Raw genomic sequence first — 12,721 nt, 5'->3', positions numbered from 1 at the left:
GACACCGGCGAAGGGCGGCGGCCGCACGGTCCGCCGCCCTTTGCGTGCGCGCCTGCGCGACTGGGCGCGCGCGGCGCTTGCCACGCTCGTCGTGCTCGCGGGGCTCAGCATCGCCTGGGTCGCTCTCTACCGCGCCGTCGACCCTCCCATCACCAGCCCGATGCTGGCCGACCGGCTCGCAGGGCGCGAGGTCGTGCGTTCGAACCTGCCCCTCGACGCCCTCGGCCCCCGGATCGCCTGGGCCGCCATCGCGGCGGAGGACGCGCGCTTCTGCCTGCATCCCGGCTTCGACCTGGAGGAGATCGGCCGCGCCATAGAGGCGTGGCGGAACGGCGCGGCCCTGCGCGGGGCCAGCACGATCAGCCAGCAGACCGCGAAGAACGCCTTCCTGTGGAACGGGCGGTCGTGGCTGCGCAAGGGGCTGGAGGTCTGGTTCACGGTCCTGATCGAGGTGCTGTGGCCGAAGGAACGTATCCTGGAGGTCTATCTCAATATCGCCGAATGGGGCCCCGGCATCTATGGCGCGGACGCCGCCGCTCGGCACCACTTCGGCGTCGCGGCACGCGACCTCGGCGTGGGCCAGGCGGCAGCGCTCGCCTCGATCCTGCCGAACCCGAAGGCATGGCGCGTGGACAGTCCGTCGCTCGCCGACCGGCGGCGCACTGTCGCGCGCGGCATGGGCGACGTGCGTCTCGTCCTCGGCGAGTGCCTGCCGTTCGCGCGGGAGTAAGGCGCGCGTCCAAAAACCGTCATCCCCGGGCCTGTCCCGGGGGATCCATGAACACGGACGGATGCGAGGATAACGGAAGCGGCGGCGCCGGCCTCGCCTGCATCACGATCTCCCCGCGCATGGGTCCCCGGCACGGTGGCCGGGGACGACGGCGGGTTCTGGAACGCCACACCCTAGCCCACGCGCACCAAACCCATCATGCCCCCGTGCTGGTGCGCGAGGACGTGGCAGTGCAGCATCCAGTCGCCCGGATTGTCGGCGACGAAGGCGACCTCGGCACGGCCGCGCGGCGGCACGTTCACGGTGTCGCGCCAGGGGGCGTGGGGCACCTTTTCCCCGTTCACGCGCAGCACCCGGACGTGATGGCCGTGCAGGTGCATCGGATGCTCGAACGCGGTGTCGTTGCGGAAGTCGAGCACATAGGACCGCCCCAGCCCAAGGGTCATCAGAGGCTGCGCCAAATAATCGTGCGTCATGGCGATGCCGTTGATCGCCCAGGCGAGGCCGTGGCGCATGACCATCTCGCGCAGACCCATGTCCTGCCCGTCGACGATGGCGCTCGACATGCCACTCATCATGCCGCCGCCCATCTCGAGCACATAGGTTTCGGCACGCTCGAAATCGGGCTCGGCGAGCAGCGGGTTGGGGGCAAGCGCCGGCACATCGGCCACGTGCGTGCGCAGCGGCGCGTCCGGCCCGGCCGCGAGGCTGACGAGGCGGTAGTCCTGGCCGCGGTAATGCCCGTCCACTACCTCGACGACGCTGCCCGGCTCGGCGGGGATGTCGAGGATCAGGTCGGCGCGCTGGCCCGGCGTCAGCACGACCCGCCCGTCCGGCGCGGCATGCACCGGCACGGGCTGACCGTCGAGCGCGATCACGGCGGGCGCGAGACTGCCGAACCCGAGCGTGAAGCCGCGCGCGACCGCAGCGTTGACGAGGCGCAGGCGCACCCGCTCGCCCGCGCGCACAGGCACCCGGTCCGGCACCTGCCCGTTGATCGTCACCGTGTTGCCGAGGCGCCCGGCATGCGTCAGGTCGTGGCGATTCTCGAAATCCTCCGCGATTGCGCCCTCCCGCGTCATGCGGAAGTCGGCGAGCACCCAGAGCAGGTCGCGGTCGACGGCGGGCGGGGTCTCCTCCTCCACCACCAGCGCGCCGAAGAGGCCGCGCGCCACCTGCTCGTAGGACCGCGAGTGCGGGTGGTACCAGAAGGTGCCCGCGTCCTGCGCGGCGAAGCGGTAGCGGAAGGTCTCACCGGGCGCGACCGGGGCTTGCGTCACGTGCGGCACCCCGTCCATGGCGTTCGGCAGGCGCAGCCCGTGCCAATGGATCGTCGTGTCCTCGGCCAGCGCGTTGGAGAGGGTGACGTCCACCTCCTCCCCGCGCCGGACCCGCAGCACATGGCCCGGCACACGCCCGTCGAAGGCCCAGACGTCCGTCTCGGGCCAGTTCGCGCCCAGAAGGCCGACACGCGCGGCCCCGGCCTCGACCGTCCGGCCATTCCCCGAAACCGCCGCCCGCGCGATGCCCGGCAAACCGCCGAGCGCCGCGCCGCCGGCGAGCGCAACCCCGCCCGCCAGAACCTGCCGCCGCGTCGGGCGCGTTATCTCCCTCACCGACATGGCCATCCCTCGTGCCGTTTATTCCGCCATCCTCGCACAAAATATTCCGTCCGGACGCACTGGCGAGGCGCCCCCGCGCCGGTCTATGGTGACGCCATGCGCCGGCTGATTCATCTTCCGCTGTCGCCCTTCTGCCGCAAGATCCGTCTCGTCCTTGAGGAGAAGGGCCTCGACTACCGCCTGGTAACCGAAAAGGTGTGGCTCAGGCGGCCGCAATTCCTCGCGGTCAATCCCGCGGGCACCGTCCCCGTCTTCATCGACGACGACGGAACGCGGGTGTGCGACAGTCTCGCCATCGGGGAGTACCTCGAGGAACGCTACGCCGATCCGCCGCTGATGCCCGTCACGGCGGCGGACAAGGCGGAGGTGCGCCGCCTCGTCTACTGGTTCGACCTGAAGTTCCACCAGGAGGTGACCGCGAACCTGCTCTACGAGAAGGTCAACAAGCGGCTGATGGGGACGGGCACGCCCGACAGCCAGGCGATCCGCGCGGGCCTCGACAACATCAAGTACCACCTGGAATACATCGGCTGGCTGGTCGACCGGCGGAACTGGCTCGCGGGAGAGGCGATGACGCTCGCCGACCTCGCGGCGGCGGCGCATCTCTCCACCCTCGACTACATCGGCAACGTGCCGTGGGACCGCTTTCCGCCAGCCCGCGACTGGTACCAGCGGCTGAAGTCGCGCAAGAGCTTCCGCCCGCTGCTGGCCGACGCGGTTCCCGGAATTCCGCCGCCCGCGCACTACGCAGACCTTGACTTCTGAGGGGCCGCCCCGCGCACACTCGGCCGCCATGACCGACGCTGCCGACATTCGCCGCGAGATCGAGGACCGCCTCCGCGCCGAGGGGTTCGAGGCGGTCGCAATCGCGCGCACCGACGCAGCCCCCCAGGCGGGCGCGCGGCTGGAGGCGTGGCTCGGCGAAGGCTTCCACGGCGACATGGGCTGGATGGACCGGCCAGAGCGGCGGCATCCCAACGCGCTTTGGCCCGCGGCGCGCAGTGTCATCGTCGCGGCGGCGAACTACGGCCCCGCCGACGACCCGCTGGACCTGCTGCAGATGCGCGACCGGGCCGCGGTCTCGGTCTATGCGCGCGGGGCGGACTATCACGACGTCCTGAAGGCGCGGCTGAAGCGGGTTGCGCGCTGGCTGGCCGAAACCCATGGCGCGGACGTCAAGGTGCTGGTCGACACCGCCGGGATCATGGAGAAGCCGCTGGCAGAGGCGGCGGGCCTCGGCTGGCAGGGCAAGCACACGAACCTCGTGAGCCGGGAGCACGGCTCCTGGCTGTTCCTAGCGGAGATCCTGACCGACCTGGACCTGCCGCCGGATACAGCCGAAACGGACCATTGCGGCACCTGCCGGGCCTGCCTCGACGCCTGCCCGACGAAGGCCTTTCCAGCGCCCTACCGGCTGGATGCTCGGCGCTGCATCTCCTACCTTACGATCGAGCACAAGGGGCATATCCCGGCGGAGTTCCGGGTGGCGATGGGCAACAGGATCTATGGCTGCGACGACTGCCTCGCGGTCTGCCCGTGGAACAAGTTCGCCCATATCGCGTCGGAGGCGAAGTTCCACGCCCGCGCAGAGCTTTCCCGCCCGCGCCTCGCCGATCTGGCGAACCTCGACGACGCGGCGTTCCGGGAGGTGTTCTCCGGCTCCCCCATCAAGCGGATCGGGCGCGACCGCTTCCTGCGCAATGTGCTGATCGCCATCGGAAACTCCGGCGATCCGGCGTTGTCCGGGGTTGCGGAGCGGCACCTTGCCGACCCCTCGGCGCTCGTTCGCGCCATGGCCGTCTGGGCGGTCTCCCGCCTGCTGGACGGGGATGCGTTCGCGGGCCTGCGGGCGGCACATCTGCCAAGCGAGACGGATCCGGACGTCGCCGCCGAGTGGGACACCGCGCCCGCCTGAGCCCCGGGCCCCTGAGCGCCCCTCAGCCGCCGGGCTTCACGTCGAGGGTTTCGAGCGCGTCGCGCGCGGCCTCCGCCGTCGGCCCCTCGCCCACCTGCGCTAGCACGGCCACATAGTCGGCGCGCGCCCCGTCGATGTCGCCCGTCCTCTCCCGCGTCAGCCCGCGTTCGAGCAACGCCTCGGGCTTGCCCGGCGCAAGCTCGAGCGCGCGCGCGAGATCCGCCAGCGCGGCGTCGAACTGGCCCTCGTAGCGGTAGGACACGGCCCGCAGCACCAGCAGGCCGGCGCGGCCCGGCGCGGCCTCCAGCGCGGCGGTCAGGTCGGCGATGGCGCCCGCGTCGTCCTCGATCAGGCCCTTGGCGCGGCCCCGGTCGCCCAGAAGGTCCGGGTCGCCCGGCACGAGCACGAGCCCTGCATCGAGCGCGGCGATGGCATGGCGCGGCTTGCCCGCGACCATCCATGCGCTCGCGGCCTGCTCCAGCACACTGGCACGTGCCTCCCGCCCGCCCATGCCGGGCTCGTCGGCGAGCGCCTGCAACACCTCCGCACCCGCCTCGGGCAGGCCCGCCGCGACGAGCGCTAGCCCTGCGCAATGGCGCGCCGGCAGGCCGCCGCCCAACCCCTCCCAGCCGCGCGCGGCCTCGTAGGCCGCATCCGGGTCGGATGCGGCAAGCACAAGACATTCCTCGTAGGAGGCAACCTCCGCGGCACGCGCCGGGACTGGACCCGCCAGCACCAGCGGTCCACATAGGCAGGCGAGAAGGAACGGCGTCCGGATGAAAGGGGTGCGTGTCATGCCCAGGCTTTTCTGCTTCGGTTACGGCTATTCTGCGGCACGGCTCGGCCAGCGGCTTCAGGCGCGCGGCTGGACGGCCGCGGGGACGTGCCGCACGCAGGAAAAGGCCGAACGGCTCCGCGCGCAAGGGGTCGAGGCCTTCCTGTTCGACCGGGACCGCCCGCTTGCCGACCCGCGCGCGGCCCTTGCCGGTGCGACGCACCTGCTCGCGTCCGTGCCGCCAGACGCCCGGGGCGACCCCGTCCTCGACCACCACGCGGCCGACATCGCCGCCATCGCGGGCGGAATCGCGTGGGCGGGATACCTGTCGACGACCGGCGTCTATGGCGACCGCGCGGGCGGCTGGGTCGACGAGGAGAGCGCGCTGGAGCCCTCGACAGAGCGCGGGCGGCGGCGGCTCGCTGCCGAGCAGGGCTGGTGCGCCCTCATGCACGAGCATGGCCTTCCCGTGCACCTCTTCCGGCTCGCAGGCATCTACGGGCCGGGGCGCAGCCAGATCGACGGTGTGCGCGACGGCACCGCGAAACGCATCGTCAAGCCGGGCCAGATCTTCTCGCGCATCCATGTGGACGACATCGCGGGCGTGCTTGAGGCCTCCATCGACCGCCCGAACCCGGGCCGGGTCTACAATGTGTGCGATAACGAGCCCGCCCCGCCGGCCGACGTCGTCGCCCATGCCGCCCGCCTGCTGGGCGTGAGCCCGCCGTCCGAGGTGGCGTTCGAGGAGGCCGACCTCTCCCCCATGGCGCGCAGCTTCTATTCGGAATCGAAGCGCGTCTCGAACGTCCGCATCCGCGAGGAACTGGGCGTGACACTCACCCACCCCACCTACCGGGAGGGGCTGGCGGCGATCCTGGCGGCGGAGGAGCGTGGGCGGGCCTGAACGCGGCTCAGCCCCCGAGCCGCGCGTCGACTGCCGCGCACACCTCGTCGAGCGTCGCGGCGAGCAGGTCGAGGTCTTCCGGCGTCGACAGCCGGTGGTCCCCGCCCTTCAGCAGCGTCACGCGCACGTCGTCATGGGCGATGGCGCCGGCAAGCTTCAGCGCCCTTTCCCACGGCACGTCAGCGTCCTTCATGCCCTGCAGGAGCCGCACGGGAATGTCGAGCGGGATGGGCGCGCGCAGAAGCAGGTGCTTGCGCCCGTCCTCGATGAGGCGGCGCGTGATCGCGTAGGGCTCGTCCGAATACTCCGACGGCTCGTAATAGACGCCCGTCTCCATGATCTCCGCGCGGATCTCGTCGGAGAACTCCGCCCACATCAGGTCCTCGGTGAAGTCCGGCGCCGCCGCGATGCCGACGAGCCCGCGCACCGCGTGCGGCAGGGCAAGTGCTGCGTGCAGCGCGATCCAGCCGCCCATGCTCGACCCCACCACGACCTGTGGGCCGGTCGTCATCAGCCGCACCATGTCGCGCGCGTCCGCGATCCAGTCGCCGAGGCACAAGTCCTCGAACACGCCCTCGGAGGACCCGTGCCCGGAATAGTCGAAGCGCAGGTAGGAGCGGCCGCGCTCGCCCGCCCATTCGTCGAGGAAGAGCGCCTTCGTCCCCTGCATGTCGGAACGGAACCCGCCCATGAAGATCACGCCCGCGCGCCTTTCCATGGCGCCGGAGGCCTGTCGTTTGCTATAGGCAAGACGGGGCCGGTCGAGCGGTTGGAAATACTGTGTCGTCGCCATGTGTGCCTCGCTTGCGTTTGCCGTTGCCTTCCGGGCCGCCACTCTAGCCGCCCCGCACCCATGGACAAGACCTTGACCCAGACCCGCATGCCCACGGTGCTCCAGGTGATCCCCGCGCTCGATGCAGGCGGCGCGGAACGCGGCTGCGTCGACGTGGCGCTCGCGCTCGCCAGGGCCGGCGGCACGGCGATCGTCGCGTCGGAGGGCGGGCGTCTCGCGGGAGAGCTGGAACGCGGCGGCGCCCGCCATGTCACCCTGCCGCTCGCCTCGAAGAACCCGCGCACCATGTGGGCGAACGCCGCCCGCCTCGCCGACCTGATCGCGGAGACCGGCGCGGACGTGATCCATGCCCGCTCGCGCGCACCGGCGTGGAGCGCGCTCCGGGCCGCGCGGCGGACGGGTGCGCATTTCGTCACCACCTACCACGGCGTCTACAATGCACGCGGGCCGCTGAAGCGCCTCTACAACTCCGTGATGGCGCGTGGCGAGCGGGTCGTCGCGATCTCGGACTTCGTGGCCGCCCACGTGCGCGCGACCTATCCCTTTGCCGCGGACCGCATCGTGACGATCCCGCGCGGCATCGACATCGCCCGGTTCTCGCCCGCCTCGGTGACGGAGGTGCGCAAGGTCCGCCTGCTGGAGCAATGGGGGCTGCTCGACGACCCGCGCAAGATCCTGTTCCTGCCGGGCCGCCTCACCCGCTGGAAGGGGCAGGCCGTGATGATCGAGGCCGCCGCCCTGCTGCGTGCGCGGCGCGACGACTTCGTCTGCGTGATCGCGGGCGATGCGCAGGGCCGCGACGCCTACGAGAGCGAGCTTGGCCGGATGGTGCGGGAGCGCGGGCTGGAGCATTTCGTGAAGCTGCCGGGTCACCTCGTCGACATTTCCGCCGGCTACGCGCTGTGCGACATCGCGATCTCCGCCTCCATCGAGCCGGAAGCCTTCGGGCGCGTGCCGGTCGAGGCGCAGGCAATGGAACGGCCGGTGATCGCCACCGCCCACGGCGGCGCGGCGGAGACCGTGATCGACGGGGTGACGGGCTTCCTCGTCCCGCCGGGCGATGCGAAGGCGCTGGCCGCGGGCCTCGACGCCTGCCTCGACCTCGGGCCTCGCTACCGGGCGGAGATGGGCGCCAGGGGCCGCGCGCACGTGCAGGACACCTACACGGTGGGGCGGATGTGCGCGTCCTATATTGAGGTCTATAAATCTCTTTGCGATTGATGCAGCACAGTCGAAAGTCTATATTTGAGTTATGTCTTTGACCGACATGGGAACGCCGCCGGCCAGGCCGGAACCGCCCGCGGGCTTTGCCGACCGGCACCGCGGGGCGGTGGCGCTTGGCCTCGCGGGGCTGCTGCTCGGCTCCTGGGCAACCGGCGGGCTGCTGGCGGTCGCGCTGGCGACGGCGGGGGGAGTCGGCGTCGGCGTGGCGGTGGACCGCGTGCGGGAAGCCGACCGCTGAGATGACCTGGCTCGCCGACCGGCTGATCGATCATCGCGGGCGGACGATCATCTTCTTCGCCGTGGCGATCGTCGGTGTCTTTCTCTGGAAGGCCGCGAACGGCACGCCAAAGCTGCCACCGGTGGAGACCTTGCTGGTCGTGGCAGCTGCGTCGTTCGGCATGGTCTCCGGCATCTGGCTGCTGCTGATCAGCATCCTCGCCAAGGGACCGGCCTATTTCGGACGGGTCGCGAGCGAGGTCGAGTTCGCGCTTCTCGCCGTCGTCCTGACCTATATGTCCTTGACGACAGTGCACGAGGCGTTCCAGAACCTCGGCTGAACGCGTGTCAGCCAGAGGATCCCGCGACATGAGTGCCGAAACCGCCGCAGCGCAAGACGTCCGCATCACCCTGCCCGACGGCTCGGTGCGAACGTACACGCGCGGCGTGACCGGGGCCGAGATCGCGGCAAGCATCGGCGCGGGCCTTGCCAAGGCCGCACTCGCCGTGCGCATCGACGGCGACCTCTCCGACCTCGACCTGCCGATCGGGAGGGACGCCGAGGTTGCCATCGTCACCCGCAAGGACGACGACGCGCTCGAACTCATTCGCCACGACGCGGCCCACCTGATGGCCATGGCGGTGCAGGAGCTTTATCCCGGCACGCAGGTCACCATCGGCCCGACGATCCAGGACGGCTTCTATTACGACTTCGCCCGCGAGGAGCCCTTCACGCCGGAGGATCTGGAGAAGATCGAGGCGAAGATGAAGGAGATCGTGGCGCGCGACGTGCCCACCCGGCGCGAGGTCTGGGACCGCCGGGACGCGATCAACCACTTCAAGGAGATCGGGGAGCACTACAAGGCCCAGATCATCGAGGAGATCCCGCGGTCCGAGGACGTGCGCATCTACTGGCACGGCGACTGGCACGACCTGTGCCGGGGCCCGCACCTGATGAGTTCGTCCAAGGTCGGCACGGCCTTCAAGCTGACCAAGCTTGCGGGGGCCTACTGGCGCGGCGACGCCAAGAACGCCCAGCTCCAGCGCATCTACGGCACCGCATGGCGCGACGAGAAGGAGCTTGCGGCCTATCTCCACCGGATCGAGGAGGCCGAGCGCCGCGACCACCGGCGGCTCGCCCGCGAGATGGAGCTCTTCCACGTACAGGAAGAGGCGCCGGGCATGGTGTTCTGGCACCCCAAGGGCTGGACGATCTACCTCGCGCTCGAGGCCTACATGCGCCGCAGGCTGACCCGCGCGCGCTATGTCGAGGTGAAGACACCGCAGCTCGTCGACCGCAAGCTGTGGGAGGAAAGCGGCCACTGGGAGAAGTTCCGCGAGCACATGTTCACCGCCGAGGTGGATGAGGATCACGCGCGGGAGAAGCGCGTCTCCGCGCTCAAGCCCATGAACTGCCCCTGCCACGTGCAGATCTTCAACCAGGGCCTGAAGTCCTACCGCGACCTGCCGCTGCGCATGGCGGAGTTCGGCTCCTGCCACCGGTACGAGCCGTCGGGCGCCCTGCACGGCATCATGCGCGTGCGCGCCTTCACGCAGGACGACGCGCACATCTTCTGCGCCGCCGACGACATCGCGAACGAGACCCGCGCCTTCATCGAGCTTCTGTCGGGCATCTACCGCGACCTCGGGTTCGAGGAGTTCCGGGTGAAGTTCTCCGACCGGCCGGAGGTGCGCGCGGGCTCCGACGAGACGTGGGACCGGGCGGAGAACGCGCTCAAGGAAGCGACCGCCGCGGCCGGCTGCGACTACACGCTCAACCCCGGCGAGGGGGCGTTCTACGGGCCGAAACTCGAATTCGTGCTGCGCGACGCCATCGGGCGCGACTGGCAGTGCGGCACGCTGCAGGTCGACTTCGTCCTGCCGGAGCGGCTGGACGCGAGCTACATCGGGGAGGACGGCCAGCGGCACCGCCCGGTCATGCTGCACCGCGCGATCCTGGGCTCGTTCGAGCGGTTCATCGGCATCCTGATCGAACAGTATGCGGGCCGTTTCCCGCTCTGGCTCTCGCCGGTGCAGGCGACCGTCGCAACCATCGTGTCGGACGCCGACGGCTATGCGCGCGAGGTGGCGGACGCGCTGACGGCGGCGGGCCTGCGCGTCGAGACCGATCTCAGGAACGAGAAGATCAACTACAAGATCCGGGAGCTGTCGCACGCCAAGGTCCCGGTGATCGTCGTCGTGGGCAAGAAGGAGGCGGCCGAGCGGACCGTTTCCGTGCGCCGTCTCGGCAGCCAGCAGCAGGAGACGCTTGCACTCGACGAACTCGTTTCTATCCTTAAGACCGAGTCAACGCCTCCCGATCTAAGGTAAGGGAAGCGTGATACGGTGCACGAAGCACATCCGACGCCCCGGGAAAGGTCCCGCGGCGCGACAGATGAAGGAGGTTGTTCATAGCACGTCGTCCGCACAACGCGCCGCCGCCCAAGCAGGAAGGCCCGCGCGTCAACGATCAGATCGACACCCGCGAAGTGCGTCTGATCGACGAGAACGGAGAGAACGTCGGCGTGGTCTCCACGCGCGATGCGATTGCCCGTGCGATCGAGGCGGGGTTGGACCTCGTGGAGATCTCGCCCAACGCATCGCCGCCGGTCGCGAAGATCCTCGACTACGGCAAGTACAAATACATCGCCCAGAAAAAGGCGAACGAGGCGCGCAAGAAGCAGAAGGTCATCGAGATCAAGGAGATCAAGATGCGCCCGAACATCGACACGCACGACTATGACGTGAAGATGCGGGCCATGCGGCGCTTCTTCGAGGAAGGCGACAAGGTCAAGGTCACGCTGCGCTTCCGCGGCCGAGAGATGGCGCACCAGGACCTCGGCCTGAAGCTTCTGGAGAAGGTGCGCGCCGACGTCGACGAGATCGCCAAGGTCGAGGCGCACCCCAAGCTGGAAGGCCGCCAGATGATCATGGTGATGGCGCCGCGCTGACGCCCGTTCCGGGGCGCGCGCCCGCCGCCGCGGGAAAGGTGGGGCCGCATGTTCTACCTGGCCTCCAAGCTTCTCGGCGCCGCGCTGCAGCCGTCTAACCTGGCGCTGCTGATTCTGATGTCCGGGCTCGCCCTGCTGATCGCGGGGCGGGCCCGCCGCATATCCGACCTGCTCATTGCGCTTGGCGTGGCCGTGCCGCTGCTGGCCGGCCTGACGCCCTTGCCGCAGGGGCTGCTCGCCCCCCTTGAGCGCCGCTTTCCCCCGCCATCCGCGGACATGCCGCCGCCCGACGGGATCGTCGTGCTGGGCGGCGCGGTCGACCCGGTGATGAGCGTGCGGCGCGGGCAGCCCGCGCTCAACCACGCCGCCGAGCGCATGACGCAAGCCGTGGCCCTCGCTCTCCGCTATCCCGACGCGCGCATCGTCTTCGCTGGCGGCGCGGGCGGCCTGCCCGTGCCGGAGGAGAAGGAGGCGGACGCTGCCCGCGCGCTCTTCACGAGCCTTGGCCTGGCCCCCGACCGCGTGCTCTATGAACGCGCCTCCCGCAACACGCAGGAGAACGCGGTCCTTGCAAGGGAGATCGCGGATCCGCAGCCGGGGGAGCGTTGGTTGCTCGTCACCTCCGCCTTCCACATGCCCCGCGCCGTCGGCGTCTTCCGTGCCGCGGGGTGGGAGGTCGTCGCCTGGCCGGTCGACTACCGCACGCCCCCCGATCTCGGCGAAACAGGCTGGATGCCGTCCGTGTCCGACGGGCTGAGCGTGCTCGACCTTGCGGCGCACGAATGGCTGGGGCTTGCCGCCTACCGGCTCACGGGGCGCACGCAGTCCCTCTTTCCCGCACCGTGAGAACCGCCGCACGGCTTGCCAAGCGCGCGCCGATCGCCTATAGAGCGCCCCTCTAACCGGGGTGGTCCGGCCTGTAGGGCATGCCGTGGCGACCCGAAATTCCACCTCTCGATGTTTTGGAGGCAAGGCAAAAATGCCCAAGATGAAGACCAAGTCGGGCGCGAAGAAGCGCTTCAAGGTCACGGGTACGGGCAAGGTGCTCGCCGCGGCGGCCGGAAAACGGCACGGAATGATCAAGCGCACGCCGAAGTTCATCCGTGACGCACGCGGGACGATGGTGCTGTCGGAGTCCGACGCCGCCGTCATCCTCAAGAAATTCCTGCCCTACGCCGGCAAGTAAGGAGGCCGTCCCATGTCCCGTGTGAAAGGTGGCGTGCCGTCCCATCAGCGGCACCGCAAGGTCATCAAGGCAGCCAAGGGCTACTACGGCCGCCGCAAGAATACGTTCCGCACCGCGATCCAGGCGGTGGAGAAGGGCTGGCAGTACCAGTACCGCGACCGGAAGGTGCGCAAGCGCAACTTCCGCGCGCTCTGGATCCAGCGCATCAACGCCGCGGCGCGCGAGCACGGCCTGACCTATGGCCGATTTATCAACGGGCTGTCCGTCGCCGGGATCGAAGTGGACCGCAAGGTCCTCGCCGACCTCGCGGTGCATGAGCCCGCGGCGTTCGCGTCCCTCGTCGAGAAGGCGAAGACGGCGCTCGCCTGAGGCGGCTTCTGGCCCCTCGCCCGCAGGGTAATCCGC

General features: G+C 70.0%; 15 protein-coding genes. 12 read left to right on the top strand and 3 right to left on the bottom strand.

The annotated features are described in order from the left end of the window. Positions 1–40: 40 nt before the first annotated feature. The gene (mtgA, locus tag NJQ99_RS12315) at positions 41–730 is read left to right on the top strand and encodes a monofunctional biosynthetic peptidoglycan transglycosylase (RefSeq protein ID WP_269333125.1); all 690 of its coding nucleotides are present in this window, start codon (positions 41–43) and stop codon (positions 728–730) included. Between the two features lie 173 nt (positions 731–903). Here the strand turns inward: mtgA and NJQ99_RS12310 are convergent, their stop codons facing one another. Then, positions 904–2,352 (bottom strand): multicopper oxidase family protein, encoded by a 1,449-nt coding sequence (locus NJQ99_RS12310; protein WP_269333124.1) that lies wholly within the window; start codon positions 2,350–2,352, stop codon positions 904–906. A gap of 96 nt (positions 2,353–2,448) precedes the next feature. On the opposite strand from NJQ99_RS12310, the gene NJQ99_RS12305 reads away from it, so the two are divergent. Continuing rightward, complete coding sequence (locus tag NJQ99_RS12305; RefSeq protein ID WP_269333123.1) at positions 2,449–3,117, top strand: glutathione S-transferase family protein; 669 nt, start codon at positions 2,449–2,451, stop codon at positions 3,115–3,117. Between the two features lie 28 nt (positions 3,118–3,145). Next, a complete protein-coding gene (gene queG / locus NJQ99_RS12300; protein WP_269333122.1) occupies positions 3,146–4,267 on the top strand; it encodes a tRNA epoxyqueuosine(34) reductase QueG in 1,122 nt (373 codons plus the stop codon). 22 nt (positions 4,268–4,289) lie between these two features. Here the strand turns inward: queG and NJQ99_RS12295 are convergent, their stop codons facing one another. Then, complete coding sequence (locus NJQ99_RS12295; protein WP_269333121.1) at positions 4,290–5,063, bottom strand: tetratricopeptide repeat protein; 774 nt, start codon at positions 5,061–5,063, stop codon at positions 4,290–4,292. Between NJQ99_RS12295 and NJQ99_RS12290 the strand changes: the two genes are divergently transcribed. Continuing rightward, on the top strand, positions 5,062–5,946 hold the full coding sequence (locus tag NJQ99_RS12290) for an SDR family oxidoreductase (protein WP_269333120.1): 885 nt from the start codon (positions 5,062–5,064) through the stop codon (positions 5,944–5,946). The genes NJQ99_RS12295 and NJQ99_RS12290 overlap by 2 nt on opposite strands. A gap of 7 nt (positions 5,947–5,953) precedes the next feature. Here NJQ99_RS12290 and NJQ99_RS12285 read toward each other — a convergent pair whose 3' ends face one another. Then, a complete protein-coding gene (locus NJQ99_RS12285; protein WP_269333119.1) occupies positions 5,954–6,739 on the bottom strand; it encodes an alpha/beta hydrolase in 786 nt (261 codons plus the stop codon). A gap of 72 nt (positions 6,740–6,811) precedes the next feature. Between NJQ99_RS12285 and NJQ99_RS12280 the strand changes: the two genes are divergently transcribed. From NJQ99_RS12280 to rplT, 8 genes are all read left to right on the top strand, one after another. Beyond that, positions 6,812–7,960: a glycosyltransferase family 4 protein gene (locus tag NJQ99_RS12280; RefSeq protein ID WP_269333118.1), complete on the top strand. Its 1,149-nt coding sequence runs from the start codon at positions 6,812–6,814 to the stop codon at positions 7,958–7,960. A 31-nt stretch (positions 7,961–7,991) separates the two neighbouring features. Further along, positions 7,992–8,201: a hypothetical protein gene (locus NJQ99_RS12275; protein ID WP_269333117.1), complete on the top strand. Its 210-nt coding sequence runs from the start codon at positions 7,992–7,994 to the stop codon at positions 8,199–8,201. Between the two features lies 1 nt (position 8,202). After that, a complete protein-coding gene (locus NJQ99_RS12270; RefSeq protein ID WP_269333116.1) occupies positions 8,203–8,520 on the top strand; it encodes a hypothetical protein in 318 nt (105 codons plus the stop codon). Between the two features lie 28 nt (positions 8,521–8,548). Next, the gene (thrS, locus tag NJQ99_RS12265; RefSeq protein WP_269333115.1) at positions 8,549–10,510 is read left to right on the top strand and encodes a threonine--tRNA ligase; all 1,962 of its coding nucleotides are present in this window, start codon (positions 8,549–8,551) and stop codon (positions 10,508–10,510) included. A gap of 74 nt (positions 10,511–10,584) precedes the next feature. Beyond that, the gene (infC, locus tag NJQ99_RS12260; RefSeq protein ID WP_269333114.1) at positions 10,585–11,130 is read left to right on the top strand and encodes a translation initiation factor IF-3; all 546 of its coding nucleotides are present in this window, start codon (positions 10,585–10,587) and stop codon (positions 11,128–11,130) included. 48 nt (positions 11,131–11,178) lie between these two features. Then, the gene (locus tag NJQ99_RS12255; RefSeq protein ID WP_269333113.1) at positions 11,179–11,976 is read left to right on the top strand and encodes a YdcF family protein; all 798 of its coding nucleotides are present in this window, start codon (positions 11,179–11,181) and stop codon (positions 11,974–11,976) included. A 133-nt stretch (positions 11,977–12,109) separates the two neighbouring features. Continuing rightward, positions 12,110–12,316 carry a 50S ribosomal protein L35 gene (rpmI, locus tag NJQ99_RS12250; protein WP_269333112.1) on the top strand — a complete coding sequence of 69 codons (207 nt, stop codon included), beginning with the start codon at positions 12,110–12,112 and terminating at the stop codon, positions 12,314–12,316. 12 nt (positions 12,317–12,328) lie between these two features. Continuing rightward, complete coding sequence (gene rplT / locus NJQ99_RS12245) at positions 12,329–12,685, top strand: 50S ribosomal protein L20 (RefSeq protein ID WP_269333111.1); 357 nt, start codon at positions 12,329–12,331, stop codon at positions 12,683–12,685. Positions 12,686–12,721: the final 36 nt, after the last annotated feature.

Source organism: Futiania mangrovi (assembly GCF_024158125.1).
Classification (GTDB): domain Bacteria; phylum Pseudomonadota; class Alphaproteobacteria; order Futianiales; family Futianiaceae; genus Futiania; species Futiania mangrovi.
Note: the sequence above shows the minus strand (reverse complement) of the source record. Positions and strands in the feature narration are given on the sequence as shown.